This is a genomic window from Niveispirillum sp. GW835-FHT14G11, from assembly GCF_058793615.1.
In genome coordinates this window covers 99,965-122,725 of the sequence record NZ_JBXAFZ010000006.1, presented here as the reverse complement: position 1 = coordinate 122,725, position 22,761 = coordinate 99,965, and the positions used below count along the sequence as shown (strand labels likewise).

The 22,761-nt window shown below is 66.9% G+C and carries 15 protein-coding genes; 6 read left to right on the top strand and 9 right to left on the bottom strand.

Going from position 1 to position 22,761, the window contains the following annotated elements; translation table 11 throughout:
* The first annotated feature begins 193 nt into the window (after positions 1–193).
* Positions 194–1,408: a glycosyltransferase gene (locus tag AC1Q7F_RS12880; protein WP_492507365.1), complete on the top strand. Its 1,215-nt coding sequence runs from the start codon at positions 194–196 to the stop codon at positions 1,406–1,408.
* Positions 1,405–2,868 (top strand): hypothetical protein, encoded by a 1,464-nt coding sequence (locus AC1Q7F_RS12875; protein WP_492507362.1) that lies wholly within the window; start codon positions 1,405–1,407, stop codon positions 2,866–2,868. The genes AC1Q7F_RS12880 and AC1Q7F_RS12875 overlap by 4 nt, the downstream gene beginning before the upstream one ends.
* On the opposite strand, the gene hrpB is transcribed toward AC1Q7F_RS12875, so the two are convergent.
* Entirely contained in the window at positions 2,865–5,360 is a 2,496-nt protein-coding gene (gene hrpB, locus AC1Q7F_RS12870) for an ATP-dependent helicase HrpB (protein WP_492507360.1), read from the bottom strand. The genes AC1Q7F_RS12875 and hrpB overlap by 4 nt on opposite strands.
* 53 nt (positions 5,361–5,413) lie before the next feature.
* Positions 5,414–6,235 carry a hypothetical protein gene (locus AC1Q7F_RS12865; protein WP_492507358.1) on the bottom strand — a complete coding sequence of 274 codons (822 nt, stop codon included), beginning with the start codon at positions 6,233–6,235 and terminating at the stop codon, positions 5,414–5,416.
* Positions 6,236–6,425: 190 nt separating this feature from the next.
* On the opposite strand from AC1Q7F_RS12865, the gene AC1Q7F_RS12860 reads away from it, so the two are divergent.
* Both AC1Q7F_RS12860 and pssA read left to right on the top strand, forming a co-directional pair.
* Positions 6,426–7,118 (top strand): phosphatidylserine decarboxylase, encoded by a 693-nt coding sequence (locus tag AC1Q7F_RS12860; RefSeq protein WP_492507356.1) that lies wholly within the window; start codon positions 6,426–6,428, stop codon positions 7,116–7,118.
* Positions 7,118–7,999, top strand: a complete 882-nt coding sequence (pssA, locus tag AC1Q7F_RS12855; protein WP_492507354.1) for a CDP-diacylglycerol--serine O-phosphatidyltransferase — start codon at positions 7,118–7,120, stop codon at positions 7,997–7,999. Before AC1Q7F_RS12860 ends, pssA begins: the two co-directional genes overlap by 1 nt.
* A gap of 9 nt (positions 8,000–8,008) precedes the next feature.
* On the opposite strand, the gene AC1Q7F_RS12850 is transcribed toward pssA, so the two are convergent.
* The 6 genes from AC1Q7F_RS12850 to AC1Q7F_RS12825 all read right to left on the bottom strand — a co-directional run bounded on the left by AC1Q7F_RS12850 (position 8,009) and on the right by AC1Q7F_RS12825 (position 14,462).
* Entirely contained in the window at positions 8,009–8,800 is a 792-nt protein-coding gene (locus AC1Q7F_RS12850) for an alpha/beta fold hydrolase (protein ID WP_492507352.1), read from the bottom strand.
* Positions 8,801–8,802: 2 nt separating this feature from the next.
* Positions 8,803–9,336: a VOC family protein gene (locus AC1Q7F_RS12845; RefSeq protein ID WP_492507350.1), complete on the bottom strand. Its 534-nt coding sequence runs from the start codon at positions 9,334–9,336 to the stop codon at positions 8,803–8,805.
* A 24-nt stretch (positions 9,337–9,360) separates the two neighbouring features.
* Positions 9,361–9,963 carry an NAD(P)H:quinone oxidoreductase gene (wrbA, locus tag AC1Q7F_RS12840; protein WP_492507348.1) on the bottom strand — a complete coding sequence of 201 codons (603 nt, stop codon included), beginning with the start codon at positions 9,961–9,963 and terminating at the stop codon, positions 9,361–9,363.
* Positions 9,964–9,975: 12 nt separating this feature from the next.
* Positions 9,976–12,147 carry a TonB-dependent receptor gene (locus AC1Q7F_RS12835; RefSeq protein WP_492507346.1) on the bottom strand — a complete coding sequence of 724 codons (2,172 nt, stop codon included), beginning with the start codon at positions 12,145–12,147 and terminating at the stop codon, positions 9,976–9,978.
* A 267-nt stretch (positions 12,148–12,414) separates the two neighbouring features.
* Positions 12,415–13,266, bottom strand: coding sequence for an IclR family transcriptional regulator domain-containing protein (locus tag AC1Q7F_RS12830; protein ID WP_492507344.1), 852 nt, complete (start codon positions 13,264–13,266; stop codon positions 12,415–12,417).
* Positions 13,267–13,334: 68 nt separating this feature from the next.
* A complete protein-coding gene (locus tag AC1Q7F_RS12825; RefSeq protein WP_492507342.1) occupies positions 13,335–14,462 on the bottom strand; it encodes a CaiB/BaiF CoA transferase family protein in 1,128 nt (375 codons plus the stop codon).
* Positions 14,463–14,640: 178 nt separating this feature from the next.
* Between AC1Q7F_RS12825 and AC1Q7F_RS12820 the strand changes: the two genes are divergently transcribed.
* Positions 14,641–15,417: a citryl-CoA lyase gene (locus AC1Q7F_RS12820; RefSeq protein WP_492507340.1), complete on the top strand. Its 777-nt coding sequence runs from the start codon at positions 14,641–14,643 to the stop codon at positions 15,415–15,417.
* Positions 15,418–15,423: 6 nt separating this feature from the next.
* Here the strand turns inward: AC1Q7F_RS12820 and AC1Q7F_RS12815 are convergent, their stop codons facing one another.
* Positions 15,424–16,149: an extensin-like domain-containing protein gene (locus tag AC1Q7F_RS12815; protein WP_492507339.1), complete on the bottom strand. Its 726-nt coding sequence runs from the start codon at positions 16,147–16,149 to the stop codon at positions 15,424–15,426.
* A 308-nt stretch (positions 16,150–16,457) separates the two neighbouring features.
* Between AC1Q7F_RS12815 and AC1Q7F_RS12810 the strand changes: the two genes are divergently transcribed.
* On the top strand, positions 16,458–22,751 hold the full coding sequence (locus AC1Q7F_RS12810) for a HAMP domain-containing protein (RefSeq protein WP_492507338.1): 6,294 nt from the start codon (positions 16,458–16,460) through the stop codon (positions 22,749–22,751).
* Positions 22,752–22,761: the final 10 nt, after the last annotated feature.

The window sequence follows — 22,761 nt, the reverse complement described above, 5'->3', positions numbered from 1 at the left end:
GTCATGCTTGGCTTCGTACGCCCTCAAGCGCCGGGCGCCCACATCCGTGGGCTTGGCTTGCGCGCCACGAGGCGCGGGCCGGCGGTCGCCGGCCTGACCGGCATGGATCATGCCGGTGGTGTATCGTACTGGATGGCAATGGTCACGCAAGCAACGCCCAACGGTCAGAAAACTGTCAGGGAGCGTCGCTAGGATGGCGGATCGAGATCGCCACCGCCATCAAAGCCGCCCCATGCATATCGCCCTGTTCCTGCATTCGCTCAGCACCGGTGGCGCCCAGCGCCGTTCCATCATGCTGGCCAACGGCCTGGCCGCGCGCGGCCACCGTGTCGATCTGGTCACCGCCCTGGATGGCGGACCGCAGGTGGGGCTGGTGGCCGGCAATGTCATGCGGCTGCCGCTGGCTGAAGCCAACGCCCGGTCTGTGGCCAGTGGCGGGGCGCGGACAGGAGAACTGATCGCCGCATTGCGGCCGCTCTCGCGCTATCTGTGCACCCAGCGTCCCGATATGCTGGTCGGCATGGCCAACCATGCGGTGGTCCCCGCCATCCTGGCCCACGCCATGGCCGGGCGGCGTGATACGGGTCTGGTGCTGCGCGCCAGCAACCATCTGTCGCGGCGGCGCGGCGGCGGGGTCAGCCTGCGGCGCCTGCCGGAAGCCGCCTTGTGGCGCCGCGCCGACGGGGTGCTGGCCGTGTCCGACGATGTCGCCCGCGACGTCGCCCGCGTGACGGGCATGGCGGATAACCGCGTCATCTCCGTCACCAGCCCGATCCTGCCCGACCGGCTGTCCCTTGCTGCCCGGCCGCAGCGGGGCGCGGCTGAGCCTGCGCAACTGCTTTCCATGGGCCGGTTCGTGAAGCAGAAGGGCTTCGACACGCTGCTGCGCGCCTTCGCCCGGCTGCTGTCGCGCCGTCCGGCGCACCTGACCCTGGCCGGCGACGGGCCGGACCGGGCAGCGCTGCAGGCACTGGCGGGCAGCCTGGGTATCGCCGCCCATGTCAGCTTCCCCGGACTGGTCAGCGATCCGTTTGCCCGCATGGCGGCGGCGGACCTGTTCGTGCTGTCCTCGCGTTGGGAAGGCATGCCGGGCGTGCTGGTGGAGGCCATGGCCATGGGTTGCCCGGTCATCTCTACCGACTGTCCCGGCGGCTCACGCGAATTGCTGCGCCAGGGGGCGTTGGGGCCGCTGGTGCCGGTGGATGACGCCGCCGCGCTGGCCGATGGCATGGACGCGACCCTGGCCCATCCCGTGGCCGACGCCGTGCTGCGTCACCGGGCGTCCGCCTTCACGGTGGCCAATGCCACGGCATCGTATGAACAGGCGCTGCTGTTCCTGGCGGGCCAGTCGCCCACGGCCGACAGCCGGCCGTTGCCGACGGGTGGTCTGGCCTGGCACCTGGATTGAGGACGCCCCTGCCCTCTGTCCTCCATTGGCTGGCGCTGGCCCTGCTGCTGGCGGCCTTCGCGGTGGGGCGCGGCTATAATCATGATGAGGAACAGTTCGTGGCGGCCTCGGTGCTGGCCATGGACGCGGTGCCCTATCGCGACTTCCTCTACCTGCAGCCACCCGCCTATCTGGCGCTGCTGTCGGGGCTTTACCGGCTGCTGGGGCTGGATAGTGGCTATTTCCTGGCCGGCCGGCTGCTGAACCTGGGTTTCACGCTGCTGGCGCTGGCCGCACTCTGGCGCCAGGCGCGGGCTTGCGCGGATGATCGCCGGCTGGCCATGGCAGTGACCCTGCTGTTCGCCGCGTCGACCGCCGTGCAGCCGGCCATCGACAGTCTGCGCAATGACATGGCGCCCTGTGCCCTGGCCTTGTGGGCGGCAGTGCTGGTGATGGGCGAATTGGACCGCCCCCGGGTGCGCCATGGGGTGGCGGCCCTGGCCGGGCTGCTGCTGGCCGGCGCCGTGGGGATGAAGCTGTCCTACGGCTTCGCACCGCTGGTGATGGTTCTGTGGCTGCTATGGCAGCGGCGGGGAATGGTGCCGGGTCTTGTCGCGGGTGGGGTGCTGGGCGCGGCCTGCCTGCTGCCCTGGCCGCTGATGGGCTGGGAAGGGTTCGTGGAGGGGGTGTTCACCTATCACCGCGTCACCCCGGCGCTGTGGCATGCAGAAGCCGGATTGTCCGCCTATTTCGCGCTGGAGTACCTGGCGGAATTCCTGAACCGCCGGGTGTTCACCGATGCCGTGCTGGCCGGGCTGCTGTTCCTGGCCACGGCCGCCTTCCTGACGCGGTCGCGCGTGGGATTGCCGGGGCTGCTGATGCTGGGGGCGCTGGTGTTCGGCCTGTTGCCGCGCCCGCCCTATATCCAGTATTTCATGCCATTCGCGGCGTTCACCCTGCTGGCCCTGCCAGCGGCTTGGGCGGCGATGCAGCCGACGGGGCGGGTGCGGGGCGCCTTGCTGGCGGCGTGCGTTCTGCTGGGTGCCCTGCCCGGCACGCTGGTCCTGCTGGCCAACGCCCCGCGCCTGATCCAGCAGGACAAATGGATGGTCAGCCGTATTGCCGCCGCGGGTGAGGCGATCCGGGCACAGATGCAGGCGGCCGGGCTGGACGGGCCGGTGGCGACCCTGTCGCCGATCCCGGCGCTGGAGGCGGGGCTTTCCATCTATCCGGAACTGTCGGCGGGGCCGTTCTTCTTCCGCACGGCCGACCGGCTGCCGCCGGAGAGGTTACGGTCGTTGAACGCCGTGGGGCGGCGGGATCTGGCATTATTGCTGGAGCGCCGTCCGCCGGCCGCCATCCTGCTGGGGCGGGAGGAGGCGGTGCTGGAACAGCCGCTGCTGGACTATGCGCAGGCCCATGGTTTCGTGGAGAAACCGGTGCCGGGGGTGCGGGGGCTGCGGCTGTTCATGGCGCGTTAAGTCCCCCGCCCCTTGGCCCGGGCCGTCGGTTCGGCGATCAGCGGGTCGTCGGGCCAGTAATGGCGGGGATAGCGGCCGGCCAGTTCCTTCTTCACCTCCTTGTACGACCCGGCCCAGAAGCCGGCCAGGTCGCGCGTCACCTGGACCGGCCGGTGAGCGGGCGACAGCAGGTGCAGCAGCACCGGGATGCGCCCGCCGCCCAGGCGCGGGGTTTGCGCCAGCCCGAACAGTTCCTGCAACCGCACCGCCAGCACCGGCTCCTCCCCGCTATAATCGATGGGGATGCGGTTGCCGGTGGGCACGGTCAGGTGGGTGGGGATCTCGGTATCCATGGCCTGGCGCTGGTTCCAATCCAGGATGCCGGTCAATGCCGCATGCAGATCCACCCGGTCCAGATGCGCCCGGCGGGTGACGCCGGACAGGTACGGCGCCAGCCAATCTTCCAGCGTGGCCAGCAGCCCCTCATCGGAAACATCAGGCCAGCGGTCGGGCGAAGCGCGATGCAGGAAGGCGACGCGGCGGCGCCAGCCTTCCAGCTCCTTGCTCCAGGGCAGGCAGGACAGCCCCATCGACCGCACGCCTGCCAGCATGGCGGGCAGCACCAGATCGGCCGGCGGGCTGGAAAGCGGCTCATCCTTCAGCGACAGTTCGAACAGGCGCCGACGGCGGCGGGCCTGCACGATCTGCTGGCGGTCGTCCCAGAGCACTTCCGCTTCTGATCGGATTTCATCGGCGAAGGCTTCTTCCAATGCCGCCTGGGTGACGGGGGCGGCCAGATAGATGCGGGCATCGCGGCCCTGCCCGTCCAGATCGGCCACGGCCAGCAGGTCGGCCGCTGCCAGCCCGTCGGTGGGGTCCAGCGCCGCCCCGCGCCCGCCCGACAGGCGGAACTGCCCCGCCGCCCCCGCCCGGCGCTGGGCGATGCGGTCGGGATAGGCCAACGCCAGCAGCAGACCGGCATCGCCATGGTCCATGTCGCCGGGCGGCCCGCCCAGCTGTCGTTCCAACTGCCTGGCCTGTTCCAGCGCCTGGTGCAGGGCGCCGCGATCGACATAGCCGCCGCGCCCCCGCTCATCCAGGAATTCCAGCCGCGTGCGCAGATCGGCATCGCGCCGGCCGCCGCCGCGCAGGATGTCGCGTTCGCTGATCAAGGCGGCGATGCGGCAGGCCAGCCGCGTGCGGCCCAGTTCCTTGCCGCGCAGCGCCAGATGCGCCAGACGCGGATGCACGCCCAGCCCGGCCATGGCCTTGCCATGCCCTGTGATGCGCATATGGTCGTCGATGGCGCCCAACTGCTGCAACAGATGGCGGGCCTGGGCCAGGGTGGCGGCAGGTGGTGTGTCCAGCCAGGACAGCTCATCGGCATCGACGATGCCCCATTGCGCCAGTTCCAGGGCCAGCGGCGCCAGATCGGCGCGGGTGATCTCCGCCGGGGCGAAGGGGGTCAGGGCGCGGTCCGACGCCTCCGACCACAGGCGATAACAGATGCCGGCCGACAGGCGCCCGGCGCGGCCCCGGCGCTGGTCGGCCGACGCGCGCGATGATTTCAGCGTCTCCAGCCTTCCCATGCCGCTGCGCGGATCGAAACGTGCCAGGCGCGACAGGCCGCTATCGATGACGATGCGGATGCCCTCGATGGTCAGGCTGGTCTCGGCGATGGAGGTGGACAGCACAACCTTGCGCTGGCCGGCCGGGGCCGGGCGGATAGCGATATCCTGGGCCTCCAGGCTCATATCGCCATAGAGCGGGGTCAGCAGGACATTAGCGGGCAGACGCGCGTCGGCCAGCAGCCGTTCCACCCGCCTGATCTCCCCGCTGCCGGGCAGGAAGGCCAGGATGGAGCCCTCATCCTCCCCCAGCGCGCGGCGGATGGTGCGGGCCATATGCTCATCCGGCCGGTCGGTGGGGCCGGGTTCGGCCCAGCGCGTCTCCACGGGGAAGGCGCGGCCCTCCGAGGTGACCAGGGGGGCCCCGCCCAGCAGATCGGCCACCGGCCCGCCATCCAGCGTGGCCGACATCACCACCAGCCGCAGATCGTCGCGCAGCAGCGCGCGGGCCTGCAGGCAGAAGGCCAGCGCCAGATCGGCATCCAGGCTGCGTTCATGGAATTCATCGAACAGAACCGCCGACACGCCCTCCAGCGACGGGTCGGATTGCAGGCGGCGCAGGAAGATGCCCTCCGTCACCACCTCGATCCGGGTTGCGGCCGACACCCGGCTGTCCATGCGCACACGGTAACCGACGGTCTGCCCCACCTCCTGCCCCAGCATCTGCGCCATGCGCCGGGCGGCACCGCGGGCGGCCAGCCGACGGGGCTCCAGCATGATGATGCGCCCCGTTGCTGCCCAGGGCTGGTCCAGCAGGGCCAGCGGCACGCGCGTGGTCTTGCCGGCACCGGGCGGGGCCTGCAACACGGCGGTGGTGCCATGGGCCAGGGCCGACAACAGGGCCGGCAGGGCATCATCGATGGGAAGGGCGGGAAAGTCGGGCATGGGGGCGATGCTATAGCCGCTGACCGGAAACGAGGCCAGTGAAGATAGACGCCTCACCGCACCTGCGGAACGCCGTCCACCACTTCCTTGGCGAACCAGGCGGTGATGTCGAAATACAGCTTCACCACCTGCCCGTCCTCATTGGCCATGTCCAGCACGTCATAGGCCTTGCCGTCGATCTGGTGCAGCGATTGCCGCCAGCGCCGCCAGCCGGGGAGCAGTGCAGCCGCCGTCTTGTATTCCAGCGGTACACCCTGATAGCTGCCCTTCAGGGGCTGGGTGAAGGTGATGGCGCTGTCAAAATAATCGCCGTTGCCGCTGCCGGGCGGCAGGTCGCCCTTGGCGCGTAGTTCCTCCAGCTGCTTGGCATAGGCGGTCAGGGCCGTCTCGTTGCCGGCGCGGCGCGCGATGTTCGCCCAATAGGGGCCATGCTGATGGATGGCGGGATTGTCCGTCTTCTGTGACAGGACGCTGAGATAGAGGGCGGCGGCGCCATGGCCCTGTTTGGCCAGGGCCAGCATGATGTCGAAGCCCGTGCCCAGCTGCTCCGGCTGGCCCATACCGCTGATCAGCATGAAGGCGTAGGTGAACCGGGCCTCCGTGCTGCCCAGCTTTGCCGCCTTGGCGAAGGCCGGCAAGGCGGCCGCGCCCTGCTGGGTCTGGGCTTCGGCCAGGGCCTGCGCCGCCTCGGCCGTATCCGCCGGCATGGTCAGCGGCCCGTCAGGCAGGCTGGCCACGAAACGCGGATCGCGGACGGGGGGTGCATCGGCGACGGGTTGCGGCAGGCCACCCGCCTGCTGCGGACCCCCGCCGCATCCGGCGACCAGCAGCAATCCGCACAGGCAAAGGCACCGGACCAGGGCAGCGCGCATCATGTCCCCGTCAAAGAGAGATGGTATCGGACTTTTCAATCATGCCTTCGGCACCGGGTCAATGTCACCGGACCGGGCTATTCCGGCTTAAACCCGGCGCATTAGGGGCCGATCGGCCATGACGCTTCTAATCCCGGCCGCGACTGTCTAATATGGCCGCCTGTTCCACCATTAGCGGGTAGCCGCGAAAGACATGTCCGCGCTGAAAACCGTCATCGTCCCGATCAACAAGGCCGGCTGGCCTTTCATCGCCCTGTTCGCCGTGGTGTCGGCCCTGCTGGCCACCTGGTCGCCGGCTTTGGGCTGGATCGGGCTGGTCCTGACCGCCTGGTGCGTCTATTTCTTCCGCGACCCCGATCGCGTGACGCCGACCAAGCCGGGCCTGGTCATCAGCCCGGCCGACGGCCGTGTCACCTTGATCACCAAGGCCGCACCCCCGCCCGAACTGGGCATGGGGGAGGAGAAGCTGACGCGGATCAGCGTGTTCCTGAACGTCTTCGACGTGCATGTGAACCGCTGCCCCACCGATGGCGTCGTCAAGGCCGCCGAGTACAAGCCCGGCAAGTTCCTGAACGCCGACCTGGACAAGGCCAGCGACGAGAATGAGCGGATGTCCATCCGCCTGGGCCTGCCCGACGGGCGCGAGATGGCCTTCGTGCAGATCGCCGGTCTGGTGGCACGGCGCATCATCTGGTGGGTGGCCCCGGCCCAGGCGCTGAAGGCCGGTGAACGCTATGGCCTGATCCGTTTCGGCAGCCGCTGCGACGTCTATCTGCCCGATGGCGTGCATCCGCTGGTCGTCGTCGGCCAGAAGATGATCGCCGGGGAGACCATCCTGGCCGACCTGAACAGCATCGAGGAACAGCGCGAGGGCGAGGTCCGCTGATGCCGGTCGAGGAGAACCCGCAGCCCAGCCGCGCGGGTCACCGGCACCGGATGCGCCGTGGGCTTCGCCCGCCCCGCCTGAAGGGCCTGTCGTTGAACAACATGCTGCCCAACATGCTGACGATGCTCAATCTGGCATCGGGCATGACCGGCATTCGGTTCGCCATGGAGGGCAAGTACCAGGAGGCGGTGATCGCCATCGCGGTCGGCGCCCTGTTCGACATGCTGGACGGGCGCATCGCCCGCATGCTGAACGCCCAGAGCAAGTTCGGCGAGGAATTGGACAGCCTGTCCGACGTGGTCAGTTTCGGCGTGGCCCCGGCCATGATCCTCTATCTCTGGTCCTTGGACGATGCCCGCACCATCGGCTGGATGGCGGCCTTGCTGATGGGCGTGTGCGCGGCGCTGCGTCTGGCGCGGTTCAACACCATGCTGGGGGCCGCGGCGGAAAAGCCGCCCTTTGCCTATAATTACTTTACCGGCGTGCCGGCCCCGGCCGGGGCCTTTCTGGCGCTGCTGCCGCTGATCGCCACGCTGGAGGTCGGGCCCGGCTGGTTCGACAGCCCGTGGATCGTCGTGCCCTGGACGGTGGGTGTCGCGGGCCTGATGATCAGCGCCATCCCCACCTATTCCATGAAGGGGCTGCGCATTCCACAGCGCTATGTGGTGTTCGTGCTGCTGGGCGTCGGTGCCACGGCCGCCGCCCTGGTCAGCGCGCCCTGGGCGACCCTGTCGGTGGTGGGGCTGGCCTATATCGCCAGCATCCCCTTCTCCGCCCGGCGCTACCAGGTGCTGGCGGCGGAAGCGGCGAAGCTGCAGGAGGCTCTGGCGACAGCGGCTGCCGACGATGTGAAGGAGACGGCGCCGGAACCGGGCGTCTGAGCGGGTCGTTTATCCGCGAACCAAGGCCAGGGCAAAGGCGCCAATGGCATCGTTGCAGGCGGCGGCATGGCTGATATTGGCCATATGGCCAGCACCCGGAAGGATCAGGCTGGTGGATTGCCCCATTCCATCCGCCAGCTTTGCGGCGGATTGCACCCGTGACCAGGCGTCCGCGTCCCCCACCATGACCAGGGCGGGACAGGTGATGGCCGCCAGCAACGCGTCATCCACCGGCAGCGGTACCGGCGGGGCCAGCAGGTCGCGGCCCTCATAATCGCCCAGCACCTCATCCAGCAGGTCCGATGTTGCCGCGTCGGCCACCTGCAGCATCGGGTGCGACCGCCAGAGGCGGCGGGCGGCGGCCACCTCCCCGGCCCGCACCAGTTCCACCAAGCGGGCGAGCGGCAGGGCCGGTTCGCGGGCCGGATCGGGCGGTATCGCATCATGCGGGGCGGCCAGCAGCACCAGGCCCGCCACCCGGCCGGGATGGCGGGCGGCGGCGGCAAAGGCCACCCGTCCCGCCTGGGAATGGCCGACCAGCACGGCACGCTCCAGCCCGAAATGGTCCAGAATGGCCGGCACGTCGTCGGGCTCCCGCGCCAGGCCGGGCGGGGCCGGCGACCGGCCGAAGCCGCGCCGGTCGGGCAGCAGCAGGGTGAAGCGGTCGGACAGGCCATCGGCCTGCGGCCGCCACATGCGCCGGTCCAGGGTCCATCCATGCAACAGCAGCAGGGCCGGCGCACCCGACCCCACCCGTTCCACGGACAGGGTCCCGCCGGCCACGGGTACGTTGAAGGCCATGGTCAGTGGCGGAAGGTATTGTTGATGTCGTGGTTGCCAGACAGCCAGCGGGTCAGCTCGTCCCGCGCCGTGGCCTGCTTGCCCTCGGCCAGGGCCGCCGCCTCCGGCGCGTCATAGGTGAATTCCAGGATCATGCCATTGGGGTCCTTGATATAGACCGAGCGGCAATAGCCATGTTCCAGCGTATAGGTCTGCGGCTCCGTGAAGCCCGCCGCCCGGATGCGGGTTTCCAGCTGCGCCTGGGTGTCGGCATCGACATGCAGGGCGATATGATGGAAGGGCGATTCCGGGATCTCCGGCCCGAACAGCTTCTGATCCTCAGGATCGGCGAACTGGAAAAAGGCCAGCGCGCTGCCATCGCCCAGGCCGAAGAAGCAATGGCAATAGGTGCGCTCCGCCCCGAACAGCATATCCTTCTCGCACCAGGTGGCGATCAGCGGGATGCCCAGCACATCCTCATAGAAATGCCGGGTCGCCTCCAGGTCACGCGTGACATAGGCGGTATGGTGCAGGCGGTTGGGAAGCTTGGCTTTCATGGTCGTTTCCTCATCCCTGATGTTTCAGCCGAACAGCCTTGTGGCGATTTCCGTGACATGGCGGCCCTGGAAACGGGCGCCCTCCAGCTCATTGGCGCTGGGCTGGCGCGACCCGTCCGCCCCGGCCAGGGTGCTGGCCCCGTAAGGCGTGCCGCCACTGACCTCGTCCATCTTCGTGGCGCCGGCCCAGCTATAGGGCAGGCCCACGATGATCATGCCGTGATGCAGCAGGGTGGTGTGGAACGAGGTGATGGTGGTTTCCTGCCCGCCATGCTGGCTGGCGGTGGAGACGAAGACGCTGCCCACCTTGCCGATCAGCGCACCCTTGGCCCACAGCCCGCCCGTCTGGTCCAGGAAGTTGCGCATTTGGGCTGCCATGTTGCCGAAGCGGGTGGGCGTGCCGAAGATGATGGCGTCGTAATCACCCAGCTCGCCGGGGCTGGCGATGGGGGCATCCTGGTCCAGGCGGATGCCGGATGCCCTGGCGACATCGTCAGGCACCAGTTCCGGCACGCGTTTGACCGTCACATCGGCCCCCGCCACCGACCGCGCACCATCGGCGATCGCGCCGGCCATGGTTTCCACATGTCCGTAGCTGGAATAATAGAGCACAAGCACCTTTGCCATAACGGGCCTCCCTTAGAATTTCATCCCGTACTCGACGCCATAGCGGCGGGGCCGTCCCTTGAAGACGAAGCCGCCGGGCGAGAATTCGGCATTGTATTTCTTGTCGAACAGATTGTCGGAATAGGCGGACAGGGTCCAGTTCTCCCCCTCCAGCCCGAAGCGGATATCGACAATGTCCAGCGGGTCGCGGACCGTGCTGTTCTGGATATCGAACCAAGTCTTGCCCAGGCGGCGGTAATCGGCGCGCATGGTGCCCGTCAGCCCGCTGTCGCCCAGCGGGGTGCTGTACTGGGCACCGACGTTGAGGGTGTAGCGGGAGATCAGCGGTGCTTCATTGCCCAGGACGGTGGGGTCGGGAAATTCCTTGATCTTGCTGTCGGTATAGCCATAGCCGACATTGACCTGCAGGCCGGTGGTCAGGAAGGCCGTGGCATCCAGTTCGAACCCGCGCAGCCGGGTTTCCGGGACATTGCCCAGATTCTGGGTGGAATTGGCGGCCAGGAAGACGAAGAAATAGGAATTGTCGGAGATGGTGTTATAGACGGAGCCGTTCAGGCGCAGCTTGCGGTCCAGCAATTGCGACTTGAACCCGGCCTCCACCGTACTGGCCGTTTCCGCCTCAAACACGTCCGACACACCCAGGATGCCATTGCTGGCCGCCACCGCGCCGACGCCGGTCTGGTTGAAGCCGCCGCTGCGGAAGCCCTTGGAATAGCCGCTATAGAGCGTCAGCGCCTCATCCGCCTTGTAGGTCAGGGTGAATTTCGGCTGCCAGGCGGTAAAGGTCTCCTTGCGTACCTCGCCCGACCGGCCGGCGGGGAAACCCGCGACATTGGGCAGGAAGGCGGTGGGCGTCAGGGTGGTGTTCTCCCGCTTGTCCTTGTCATAGCGCAGCGACAGGTCGGCGGTCAGCTTCTCGGTCAGGTCATAGCTGCTGCTGGCGAACATCGCCCAGGCGAAATTGTCCTGACTGTCGGCCAGGAAGGAGAATTGCGGGTTGCGCGGATCGGTGCTGGGCGTGCGATAGACCGGAAACACCCCCTGCCCCCGGTCGATCATGTTGCCGGTGGAGATATAGCGCTTGGTGCCGATCATGTAGCCGCCGACACTCCACTGGAACCGGTCGGTGGTGGGTGAAGCGAAGCGCAACTCCTCGCTCCAGGCCTTGACGTTCAGATACTGGCTCTGGTTCAGATCGAAGCCCAGTATCTGAAAGAACAGGCTCTCGGTAATGGGCAGGAAGTCGAAGGCGTCACCGGTCAGGATTTCCTTCACCACGTCATAGGACGTGACCGAGGTCAGGCTGCCGGCATCCGTCTCGTACGCGATGCGCAACGACGTGCCATACATGTCGCGGTCATTCTGGCCGGGATTATTGACCCGTACCGGCAGGCTGGTGTCGTTCACATCGGCGACGATGTTGAAATACAGCGCCTGGGTGCGCAGCTGCGACGCCGATCCGCGCACGTCCACCGTCAGATTATCCGACGGCTGGAACAACAGCGTGCCGCGCAGCGACAGATCCTCATACGGATCGGCCTTTTCATCCAGATATTCATTGCGGATCAGGCCGTCATTATTGACGTAGGACCCGGCCAGCCGGAATTTCACCTTCTCCGACAAGGGCCCGCTGATGCCGGCGCGGGCGGAATAGCCAAAGCCGTTCTCCACCCCGACCTTGACGCGGGTGTCGAATGTGTCGGTGGGCTGCTTGGTGCGGATGACGATGGCGCCGCCGATGGCGTTGCGGCCGTACAAGGCGCCCTGCGGGCCCTTCAGCACTTCGATCTGGTCGATATCGAACAGTTCCTGGCTGAACTGGGCGGCATTCACCTGCTGCACGCCATCGACGATGACTGCCACCGACGGCTCGCTGTTGCGGGCCTGGGTGATGCCGCGGATGATGATGAAGGCGTTGCCGGCGTTCTGCGTCTCCACCAGCGTCACGTTGGAGGTCAGGTCGATGAAATCGGCCGGTTTCTCGATGCCCGCCATTTCGATCGCGTCGGCCGTGAACGCCATGATGGCGGCCGGCACATCCTGCTGCGCCTGCGGCCGGCGCAGGCCGGTGACCACCACCTCCTCGATCTCTGAATTGGATTGGGCACCAGCCGGGGTCGTGGCCGCCAGGGCGAGGGCCGAGGCGCCGGCCAAACAGGCAAAGCGCCAAGAGGAACGTGCCATGCAAAACCTCCCGTTCGTCACTTGTCATTGAGGGCGCACGTCGTTTTCCGCCTCTCGCGGCGGCCGGTGCGCTTGGGCCCACGCTGATGCGCGGCCATCGGGTCGTTGCCCGTGATCCGAACAATCCATCCTTCGATTATCGAAGTCAAGTTCGATGTTCGAAGTTTTTTCCGTTTATCGAAGAATACTGGGCACGCAACGAAAAACGCCCCGGCGGGTGGGCCGGGGCGTTGGTTGGGAATGCCGAATGTTGAAAGAGGGGTGTCCTCAGTTCCTGGCCAGCGAATGCATCAGGAAGGGCCATTGCTGCAACGACGCCTCGATATCGCGGGCGGCGGTGCGCAGCAGCGGCAGGCGGGTGCGCACCAGTTCATCCTGGGAAATGCGGGTGGTGGAGGTGGAACAGTTGATGGAGGCACAGACAGTGCCCTCCTTGTCGCGCACCGGCACGGCGACGGAGACGATGCCGTAATCCAGCTCATCCAGAGCGGAATCATAACCGATCTCCCGCACCTTCTGCAGGCGGAAGGCCAGTTCCTCGCGGTTGGTGATGGTGCGTTCGGTGAAGCGGGTCAGGCTGGCCTTGGTCAGATAATCGGCCAGCGCCGGCGCCGGCTCGAAAGCCAGCATCACCTTGCCCAGCGAGGTGGCATGGGCTGGAAAGCGGGTGCCGACACTGGCGCCGATGCGGATATGGCGGTTGGTGGAGACATGGACGAGATAGAGGATGTCATGGCCCGACAGGGTGGCCATCGACGCGCTGTCGCCGGTCTCGTCGCGCAGGGCCTGCAGGTGTGGCGTCACCACCTGTTCCAGGTTCATCGACGCCAGATAGGCCGAACCGAACACCAGCACCTCCGGCCGCAGCAGGAAGCGCCGTCCGTGCCGGCCGACATAGCCCAGCGCCACCAGCGTGTTCAGGCAACGCCGCGCCACGGCGGGGCTAAGGCCGGTGGCGGCCGCCACCTCGCTCAACTGCATTTCCGGGCGCTGCTGGTTGAAGGCGCGCAGGACGGTGAGGCCGCGTTCCAGGGTCAGCAGATATTCGGGATCCTTTTCCCGCTCCGCTACGGGTTCCCGCTCCGCCGCCGGTTCATCCTTCACGCCCTTGTCCGCCATCGCGTCCGCCCTGTCCGCCGAAATCCCAGCGGGCCAGCTATAGCCGCAGCACCGGCTGACCGCCAGAACTATGCTTTACCCAGGATGGCGGCGTTATGTTCGCCCAGCACGGGCGGCGGCGTGACACCCAGGTCGCGTTCCCCGTCATAGGTGATGGGGGAGCGGACGGTGCGGAAGGTGCCCATCTGCGGATGGTCGGCCGCCACCTGCAAATGCAGGTGCCTGGCTTGGTCGGTGGCCAGCGCGGCGGCAGCGTCATGCACGGGCGAATGCGGCACGTCCAGGCGGCTCAGCCGGTCGCACCAGTCGGCCAGGCTGCGGGTGCGGAAGATGGGGGCCAACTGTTCCACCACCTTTTCGTAATTGGCGATGCGGGCCTGGCGGTCGGTGAATTCCGGATGTTGCAGCATGTCGGGCCAGTCCACGGCCTGGGCCAGCCCTTCCCAGAATTTCGGCGGCGACGACATGTGCAGCGCGATCCATTTCCCGTCCGCACAGACGAAGACATAAGATTGCGACACTGACGGCCGGCTATAGGGCCCCATGATCTGGTCGGCGGCGAAGTAGTGGGTGAAATCATCCAGGTTGAAATGGCACATGGCCTCCAGCATGGAGGTTTCTACCAGCCGCCCCTTGCCGGTGCTGTGGCGTTCATGCAGCGCGCCCAGGATGCCATAGGCGGCGTAGAAGCCGGTGATGGCGTCGGCCAGCGCCGGGCCCACCACGCGCGGATTGTCGGGATTCAGCACCAGACGCAGGAAGCCACTGGCCGCCTGCGCCACCGTGTCGAAGGCCGGGCGCTGGCTGTCAGGCCCGGTGGCACCAAAGCCGGAGATGGCGCAATAGATCAGGCGCGGGTTCAAGGCCTGCAGCCGGGCGGCATCGACATTCAGCTTGGCCGCGGCACCGGGGCGGAAATTCTGGATGAAGATATCCGCACCGGCCACCAGTTCATCCAGCTTCTCCCGGCCCGCCGCCTCGCGCGTGTCCAGGGTGATGGACCGCTTGTTGCGGTTATAGGTCTGGAAATGCGGGCTGTAGAGCCCGCCGTTGAAGGCGCGGAACGGGTCGCCGGTGCCCTTCTGTTCGATCTTCACCACATCCGCACCCAGGTCGGCCAGCAGCATCCCCGCCGCCGGCCCGGTGATGAAGGTGCCCATTTCCAGTACCCTGACATCCTTCAGGACGTTTGCCATGTCATGCTCCAATTGGGGAAGGGCCAGGGATGCCAAGGCCGGGCGGCGGGCGCCGTCGCTTCCTGTCTTCCGGTATATCGACTTCGATAATCGAAATCAACTTCGATGATCGAAATTCTCTTGTCAGGGGCCGGGCACTGGGATTAGGTGGGCGTCAGACGAATTAAGGGAGTGACCCATGCGCATCGGCAAGACCGACCAGCCCCTCACCGCCATCTCCACCGCCGACGCCGAGAGTATCCGGGTGCGGGGATTGGATCTGTGCGGGGAGATTATCGGCAAGCTGGATTTCACCAGCTATTTCTGGCTGCTGGTCACCGGCACACCTCCCGACGACACTCAGCGGTTCTTCGCCGACGCCGTGCTGACGGCCATCGCCGAACATGGGCTGGTGCCCAGCGTCGTGGCGGCGCGCATGACCTATGCCGCGGCACCGGAGGCATTGCAGGGCGCGGTGGCGGCGGGCCTGTCGGGCTGCGGCACGGTCGTGCTGGGCAGTGCGGAGGTGGCGGGGCGGTTCCTGGCCGATCTGGTGGCGGCGGCCGGGGATGGCGATCCGGCCGCGGTGGTGGCGGCAAGGCTGGCCGAATATAAGGCGGCACGGTGCGCCGTGCCCGGCTTCGGCCATCCGCTGCATGCCGATGGCGATCCGCGCGCCCGCCGCCTGCTGGCCCTGGCCGATGAACGCGGCGTGGCCGGCCGGCACATCGCCATGCTGCGCGCGGTGAAGGCCGCCCTGCCGCAGACCCATGGCCGCGACCTGCCGATCAATGTCAACGGCGCCATCCCGGCGGTGATGCTGGATGTCGGCTTTCCGCTGGCCGCGCTGAAGGGCATATCGCTGCTGGCCCGCACCGCCAGCCTGATCGCGCATCTGGCGGAAGAGGCGGAGCGGCCCATCGGCTTCATCCTGGCGGATGAGGCGGCGAAGGCCATCACCTATGATGGCCTCTGACGCCGCTTACCGGCAGATGCCGAAGCGGGCCATGTCCAGATGAAAATGGTCGCGGTGCAGGGCGTTGTATTCCGGCCCCAGCACCGTGCGGAAGATGCCGCAGGCGCCCGCATGCGCGTCGCGCCAGAACAGGGCGCGAGGACCCGTTCCCCCCTGTTCGCCCCAGTCGCGGGCCAGCACCGTCTCCCGCCCGTCGGCCAGGGTGACGGCGGCGATGTCGATGGCGTTGGCGGTGGCGTGCTGGCTGCGCCGGCCGCCCTCCCCGCGATCGGTGCGCACGGCCCGGCAGGCATAGGTGCCCAGATGGCGGATGGCGATGGGTTTGGCGCCCAGATGCCGCTCCGCCGCCGGCACCAGCACATGGCGTTCATAAAGGGCAAGCCCGGCCAGCACCGGACAGCTTGCCGTCACCCGCCCCTGATAGCGCAGCATCGATTGGCGCAGCGTCGCGGCCCCGGACAGGCCGCAGCCCGGTTCCGGTCCCGTCCGGTCCGGCACTGGCGAGACCGACAGGCCAGCGCGTTCCAGCCAGGCCAGGCAGGCGGGCGTATCGTCGGCCAGCCGCGCCAGCTGCCAGCTGGTCAGCCAGCCCGGCTGCTGTGCCGGGTCGGGCAACGCCCAGGGATTCCAGCGGGCCGGGATAAGGGTCGCCAGCCGGCCATCCCGCCCGGCGGCGATGATGCCCAGGACCGCCAGGACCAGCAGGATGAGGATCAGCGATATCCGTTTCACCCTGCGGGATATGGGATGAGGGCGATCCTCCCGCCAGCACCGCGCAAGGGGCACCACCATCGGATAGGCCTGTCGATGCTTCCCGCCCGCGCTTGGGCATAAGACATCAGGCTAGGCGGGCGCAGACCATTGCCCTACTCGCGGAAAGCCTGACATTCCGGTACGCGTATCAAGGGGAAAAGGGAGGTATCCGTCGGAGCCTCCTTCGGACATGTCCAGTTGTTCGTTGGCCCCCTGCCCGTCCAATGGCAGCGGGCGGGGCCTGCATTTCCCCGCTGTGTGACATGGGTTTCCCCGGGGGAAAAGCAATGACGGCCGAGATCGACACCATCGACACTGCCAATGACAGCATGGTGCCGGTGGGCATGCCCGCCAATGACATGGTCACCCTGGACCTGGATGCGCTGCTGGCGGGGTTGCAGGCCATGCGGGCCGGCGATTTCTCCGTGCGGCTGCCGGGCAACCTGACGGGCCTGGCCGGGAAGGTGGCCGACACCTTCAACGACATCGTCGCCGCCAACCAGCATATGGCCCAGCAGCTGGAACATGTCGGCCAGGTGGTGGGACGCGACGGCAAGACCAGCACCCGCGTCCGTTTCGGCCTGACCAGCGGCGCCTGGACGGACATGGAGAATTCGGTCAACTCGCTGATCGACGATCTGCTCTGGCCCGTCAACGCCGTCACCCGCTCCATCAGCGCGGTCGCCAAGGGCGACCTGCTGCAGACCATGCCGCTGGACGTGGATGGCCGCCCGCTGAAAGGCGAGTTCCTGCGTGCCGCCACCATCGTGAACGCCATGATCGGGCAGCTGGGCATCTTCACCTCCGAAGTGACGCGCGTGGCGCGCGAGGTGGGCACTGACGGCAAGCTGGGCGGTCAGGCCCAGGTGCGCGAGGTGACGGGCGTGTGGAAGGATTTGACGGAGAGCGTCAATTCCATGGCGTCCAACCTGACGGCCCAGGTCCGCAACATCGCCGACGTGACCATCGCCGTGGCCAATGGCGATCTGTCCAAGAAGATCACCGTAGACGTGCGCGGCGAGATTTTGCAGCTGAAGGAAGCCATCAACACCATGGTGGACCAGCTGCGATCCTTCGCATCGGAAGTGACCCGCGTGGCGCGCGAGGTCGGGACGGAGGGCAAGCTGGGCGGTCAGGCTTTGGTCCCCGGTGTGGCCGGCACCTGGAAGGATCTGACCGACAGCGTGAACGCCATGTGCGGCAACCTGACGGCCCAGGTCCGCAACATCGCCCAGGTGACGACGGCCGTGGCCCGTGGCGACCTTTCCCGCAAGATCACCGTGGATGTGTCGGGCGAAATCCTGGAGCTGAAGGAAACCATCAATACGATGGTCGACCAGTTGAACGCCTTTGCCGGTGAGGTCACCCGCGTGGCGCGTGAGGTCGGTACCGAGGGCCGGCTGGGCGGGCAGGCGCAGGTGCCCGGTGTGGCCGGCACCTGGAAGGATTTGACCGACAGTGTGAATTCCATGGCCGGCAACCTGACGGCCCAGGTCCGCAACATCGCCGAAGTGTCCACCGCCATCGCCAATGGCGACTTGTCCAAGAAGATCACCGTGAACGTGTCGGGTGAAATCCTTCAGTTGAAGGAGACCATCAACACCATGGTCGATCAGCTGAACGCCTTTGCCGGTGAGGTCACCCGTGTGGCACGCGAGGTGGGAACCGAAGGGCGCCTGGGCGGGCAGGCCAATGTGATGGGCGTGGCCGGCACCTGGAAGGATCTGACCGATAGTGTGAATTCCATGGCCGGCAATCTGACGGCCCAGGTCCGCAACATTGCCGAGGTGTCCACCGCCATCGCCAATGGCGACTTGTCGAAAAAGATCACCGTGAATGTGTCGGGTGAAATCCTTCAGTTGAAGGAAACCATCAACACCATGGTCGACCAGTTGAACGCCTTTGCCGGTGAGGTGACCCGCGTGGCGCGCGAGGTGGGGACCGAAGGCAAGCTGGGCGGTCAGGCACAGTTAAAGGGCGTGGCCGGTACCTGGAAGGATCTGACGGACTCGGTCAACTCCATGGCGTCCAACCTGACCGGTCAGGTGCGCAACATCGCCGAGGTGGCCACCGCCGTGGCCCAGGGCGACTTGTCCAAGAAGATCACCGTGAACGTGTCGGGCGAGATTCTGCTGCTGAAGGAAACGCTGAACACCATGGTGGACCAGCTGCGTTCCTTCGCCGGCGAGGTGACCCGCGTGGCGCGCGAGGTGGGGACCGAGGGAAGGCTGGGCGGTCAGGCCAATGTGTCGGGCGTGGCGGGGACCTGGAAGGATTTGACCGACTCTGTGAATTCCATGGCCGGCAACCTGACGGCCCAGGTCCGCAACATCGCCGAAGTGTCCACCGCCATCGCCAATGGCGACCTTTCCCGCAAGATCACCGTGGATGTGCGCGGCGAGATCCTTCAATTGAAGGAAACGCTGAACACCATGGTGGATCAGCTGAACCGCTTCGCCTCGGAAGTGACGCGCGTGGCGCGCGAGGTGGGTACCGAGGGCAAGCTGGGCGGCCAGGCGCAAGTGCCGGGCGTGGCAGGGACGTGGAAGGACTTGACGGAGAACGTCAACTCCATGGCATCCAACCTGACCGGCCAGGTCCGCAACATCGCGGAAGTGACGACGGCCGTGGCGCGCGGTGACCTTAGCCGCAAGATCACCGTGGATGTGAAGGGCGAGATTCTGGAGCTGAAAAACACCATCAACACCATGGTGGATCAGCTCAACGCCTTCGCCGGTGAGGTGACGCGCGTGGCGCGTGAGGTGGGGACGGAGGGCAAGCTGGGCGGTCAGGCGCAGGTGCCGGGCGTGGCCGGCACCTGGAAGGATTTGACCGACAATGTGAATTCCATGGCCGGCAACCTCACCGGCCAGGTGCGCAACATCGCCGAGGTGGCGACCGCCATCGCCAATGGCGACTTGTCCCGCAAGATCACCGTGGATGTGCGCGGGGAGATTTTGCTGCTGAAGGAAACGCTGAACACCATGGTGGATCAGCTGCGGTCCTTCGCCGGTGAGGTGACGCGCGTGGCGCGTGAGGTGGGGACCGAGGGCAAGCTGGGCGGTCAGGCGGTGGTGCCGGGCGTGGCGGGGACGTGGAAGGACCTGACCGACAATGTCAACCTGCTGGCCGCCAACCTGACCACCCAGGTCCGCAACATCGCCGAGGTGACGACCGCCGTGGCGCGCGGTGACTTGTCCCGCAAGATCACCGTGGATGTGAAGGGCGAGATCCTGGAGCTGAAGAACACCATCAACACCATGGTCGACCAGCTGAATGCGTTCGCGGGCGAGGTGACGCGCGTGGCGCGCGAGGTCGGCACCGAGGGCAAGCTGGGCGGTCAGGCGCAGGTGCCGGGCGTGGCCGGCACCTGGAAGGACCTGACCGACACCGTGAATGTCATGGCCGCCAACCTGACCGAACAGGTGCGCGGCATCGTGAAGGTGGTGACGGCGGTGGCCAACGGCGACCTGAAGCAGAACCTGACCGTGGCATCGAAGGGCGAAGTGGCGGCCCTGGCCGAAACCATCAACAACATGACCGACACGCTGGCCACCTTCGCCGATCAGGTGACGTCGGTGGCGCGCGAGGTGGGCGTGGAGGGCCGGCTGGGCGGCCAGGCGCATGTGCCGGGTGCGTCGGGCACCTGGAAGGACCTGACCGGCAATGTCAACCTGCTGGCCGCCAACCTGACCACCCAGGTCCGCGCCATCGCCGAGGTGGCGACCGCCGTGACCAAGGGCGACCTGACAAGGTCGATCCAGGTGGATGCGCGTGGCGAGGTGGCGGAGCTGAAGGACAATATCAACACCATGATCGGCAATCTGCGCCTGACGACGGAGCGCAATACCGAACAGGACTGGCTGAAGACCAATCTGGCCCGCTTCACCAGCATGCTGCAGGGCCAGCGCGAGTTGACCACGGTGGGCCGGGTGCTGCTGTCGGAACTGGCGCCGCTGGTCGATGCCCAGCACGGGGTGATCTATCAGGTGGAAAGTGAAGGGGGCTCGCCCGGCCTGCGCCTTTTGTCCGCCTATGCCGACGATCCCATCGTCGGCCATCCGGAACGGTTGCGCATGGGTCAGGGCCTGATCGGCCAATGCGCGCTGGATGCGCGCCGCATGCTGATCACGGAGATGCCGTCCAACGTCGTGCCCATCGGGTCGGGCGTGTTCAAGGCACTGCCGCGCAGCGTCATCGTCCTGCCCGTGCTGTTCGAAGGCCAGGTGAAGGCGGTGATCGAGCTGGCATCGCTGGGCGCCTTCACCGACCTGCAGATGACCTTCCTGGAACAGCTGACCACCGGCATCGGCATCGTGCTGAACTCCATCGAAGCCACCATGCAGACGGAAGGCTTCCTGAAACAGTCGCAGCAGCTGGCCGGCGAGTTGCAGGCCCAGCAGCGCGAATTGCAGCAGACCAACGAGCAGCTGGAACAGAAGGCCCAGCAGCTGGCCGAACGCAATGTCGAGGTGGAAGCCAAGAACCAGGAGATCGAGCAGGCCCGCCGTGCGCTGGAGGAAAAGGCCACCGAACTGGCGCTGACCTCCAAGTACAAGTCGGAATTCCTGGCCAATATGAGCCACGAGCTGCGCACGCCGCTCAATTCCATCCTGATCCTGGGCCAGCAGCTGGGCGACAATCCCGACGGCAACCTGTCCGACCGGCAGGTGGAATTCGCCCGCACCATCCATGGCGCCGGCACCGACCTGTTGAACCTGATTTCCGACATCCTGGACCTGTCGAAGATCGAATCCGGCACCGTGTCGGTGGATGCCGAAGAGATCTTCTTCGCCAACCTGCTGGAAATGATGGCCCGGCCCTTCCGGCACGAGGCGGAGAGCCGCAAGCTGGATTTCGAGGTGGTGATGGCGCCCGACCTGGACCGGTCCATGATCACCGATGCCAAGCGGTTGCAGCAGGTGCTGAAGAACCTGCTGTCGAATGCCTTCAAATTCACCGAACGCGGCGGCGTGCGCCTGACGGTGACGCCGGCCAGGAGCGGCTGGAGCCCCGACAATGCCAGCCTGAAACATGCGGCCAGCGTCGTCGCGTTCGAGGTGTCGGACACCGGCATCGGCATCCCGCCGGAAAAGCAGCGCATCATTTTCGAGGCGTTCCAGCAGGCCGATGCCGGCACCAGCCGCAAATATGGCGGCACCGGCCTGGGCCTGGCCATCAGCCGCGAGCTGGCCAACCTGCTGGGCGGCGAGATTCACCTGCGCAGCCAGCCCGGATCGGGCAGCACCTTCACGCTGTATCTGCCGCTGACCTATGCCGGCGTCACCGCGCGGCTGCCGGAACCCCAGCAGCACACGCGCCCCAACCTGCCCGCCGGCCTGGTCGTGCGCATGCCGGAACGGCCGATCGAGGCGGTGGCCGACGACCGCGCCAACCTGTTGCCCGACGATACGGTGCTGCTGATCGTGGAGGATGACCCGCACTATGCCCGTGTCATGGTCGATCTGGCGCATGATCGCGGCTTCAAGGTGCTGGTGGCCCATCGCGGGGCCGATGCCCTGGCCCTGGCGCGGGAGTTCAAGCCCACGGCCGTGTCGCTGGACGTGTTCCTGCCGGACATGCTGGGCTGGACGGTGCTGAGCCAGCTGAAGCAGAGCCCGGCCACCCGCCATATCCCCGTGCAGATCGTGACCCTGGACGAAGATCGCCAGCACGGCCTGGCCCGCGGCGCCTTCGCCTTCCTGAACAAGCCGACGACGACAGAAGGTTTGGAGGCGGCGCTGACGCGTATCCAGGAATATGCCCGCCCCCGCCGCAAGCGCCTGCTGGTGGTGGAGGACAATACAGCCGAGTTGATGAGCGTGACCGAGCTGCTGGGCCATGACGATATCGACATCGCCACCGTCGGCACCGGCGGGGAGGCGCTGGCAACGCTGCGGTCGGAGCCGATCGACTGCGTCGTGCTGGACCTGAAACTGCCCGACATGTCGGGCTTCGAGGTGCTGGAGAGTATCAGCGAGGATGAGGACCTGCGCGACGTGCCCGTCGTCGTCTTCACCGGCCGCGAATTGTCGCCGGACGAGGATGCGCGCCTGCACACCATGGCCCGTTCCGTGGTGGTGAAGGGCGTGGAAAGCCCCGAGCGCCTGCTGGACGAGACGGCCCTGTTCCTGCACCGCATCGTGTCCGACCTGCCCCCGCCGAAGCGCCAGATGCTGGAACGGCTGCACAGTTCCGACGACGACCTGGTCGGCCGCACCGTGCTGCTGGTCGATGATGACGCCCGCAACATCTTCGCCCTGTCCAGCGTGCTGGAACGGCGTGGCATGGTGGTGCTGACGGCGACGACGGGCAGCGAGGCGATCTCCGTCCTGGAATCGCGGTCGGATGTCACCATCGTGCTGATGGACATCATGATGCCCGGCATGGACGGGTATGAGACGATGCAGGTGATCCGGGCCAAGCCCGTGTTCCGCCGCCTGCCCATCATCGCGCTCACGGCCAAGGCCATGAAGGGCGACCGGGAGAAATGCCTGGAAGCCGGTGCGTCCGACTATCTGGCCAAGCCCGTCAACACCGACCAGCTGCTGTCCGCCCTGCGGATGTGGCTGCATCGCTGAGGCGGGGGAA

Excerpts from the sequence above, each read along its gene's own strand:
- AC1Q7F_RS12865 (WP_492507358.1), bottom strand. The coding sequence starts at position 6,235 with ATGATGCGCGCTGCCCTGGTCCGGTGCCTTTGCCTGTGCGGATTGCTG.
- AC1Q7F_RS12825 (WP_492507342.1), bottom strand. The coding sequence starts at position 14,462 with ATGGCAAACGTCCTGAAGGATGTCAGGGTACTGGAAATGGGCACCTTC.
- hrpB (WP_492507360.1), bottom strand. The coding sequence starts at position 5,360 with ATGCCCGACTTTCCCGCCCTTCCCATCGATGATGCCCTGCCGGCCCTG.
- AC1Q7F_RS12860 (WP_492507356.1), top strand. The coding sequence starts at position 6,426 with ATGTCCGCGCTGAAAACCGTCATCGTCCCGATCAACAAGGCCGGCTGG.
- AC1Q7F_RS12845 (WP_492507350.1), bottom strand. The coding sequence starts at position 9,336 with ATGAAAGCCAAGCTTCCCAACCGCCTGCACCATACCGCCTATGTCACG.
- AC1Q7F_RS12830 (WP_492507344.1), bottom strand. The coding sequence starts at position 13,266 with ATGGCGGACAAGGGCGTGAAGGATGAACCGGCGGCGGAGCGGGAACCC.
- wrbA (WP_492507348.1), bottom strand. The coding sequence starts at position 9,963 with ATGGCAAAGGTGCTTGTGCTCTATTATTCCAGCTACGGACATGTGGAA.
- AC1Q7F_RS12810 (WP_492507338.1), top strand. The coding sequence starts at position 16,458 with ATGACGGCCGAGATCGACACCATCGACACTGCCAATGACAGCATGGTG.
- AC1Q7F_RS12880 (WP_492507365.1), top strand. The coding sequence starts at position 194 with ATGGCGGATCGAGATCGCCACCGCCATCAAAGCCGCCCCATGCATATC.
- AC1Q7F_RS12850 (WP_492507352.1), bottom strand. The coding sequence starts at position 8,800 with ATGGCCTTCAACGTACCCGTGGCCGGCGGGACCCTGTCCGTGGAACGG.
- pssA (WP_492507354.1), top strand. The coding sequence starts at position 7,118 with ATGCCGGTCGAGGAGAACCCGCAGCCCAGCCGCGCGGGTCACCGGCAC.
- AC1Q7F_RS12835 (WP_492507346.1), bottom strand. The coding sequence starts at position 12,147 with ATGGCACGTTCCTCTTGGCGCTTTGCCTGTTTGGCCGGCGCCTCGGCC.
- AC1Q7F_RS12820 (WP_492507340.1), top strand. The coding sequence starts at position 14,641 with ATGCGCATCGGCAAGACCGACCAGCCCCTCACCGCCATCTCCACCGCC.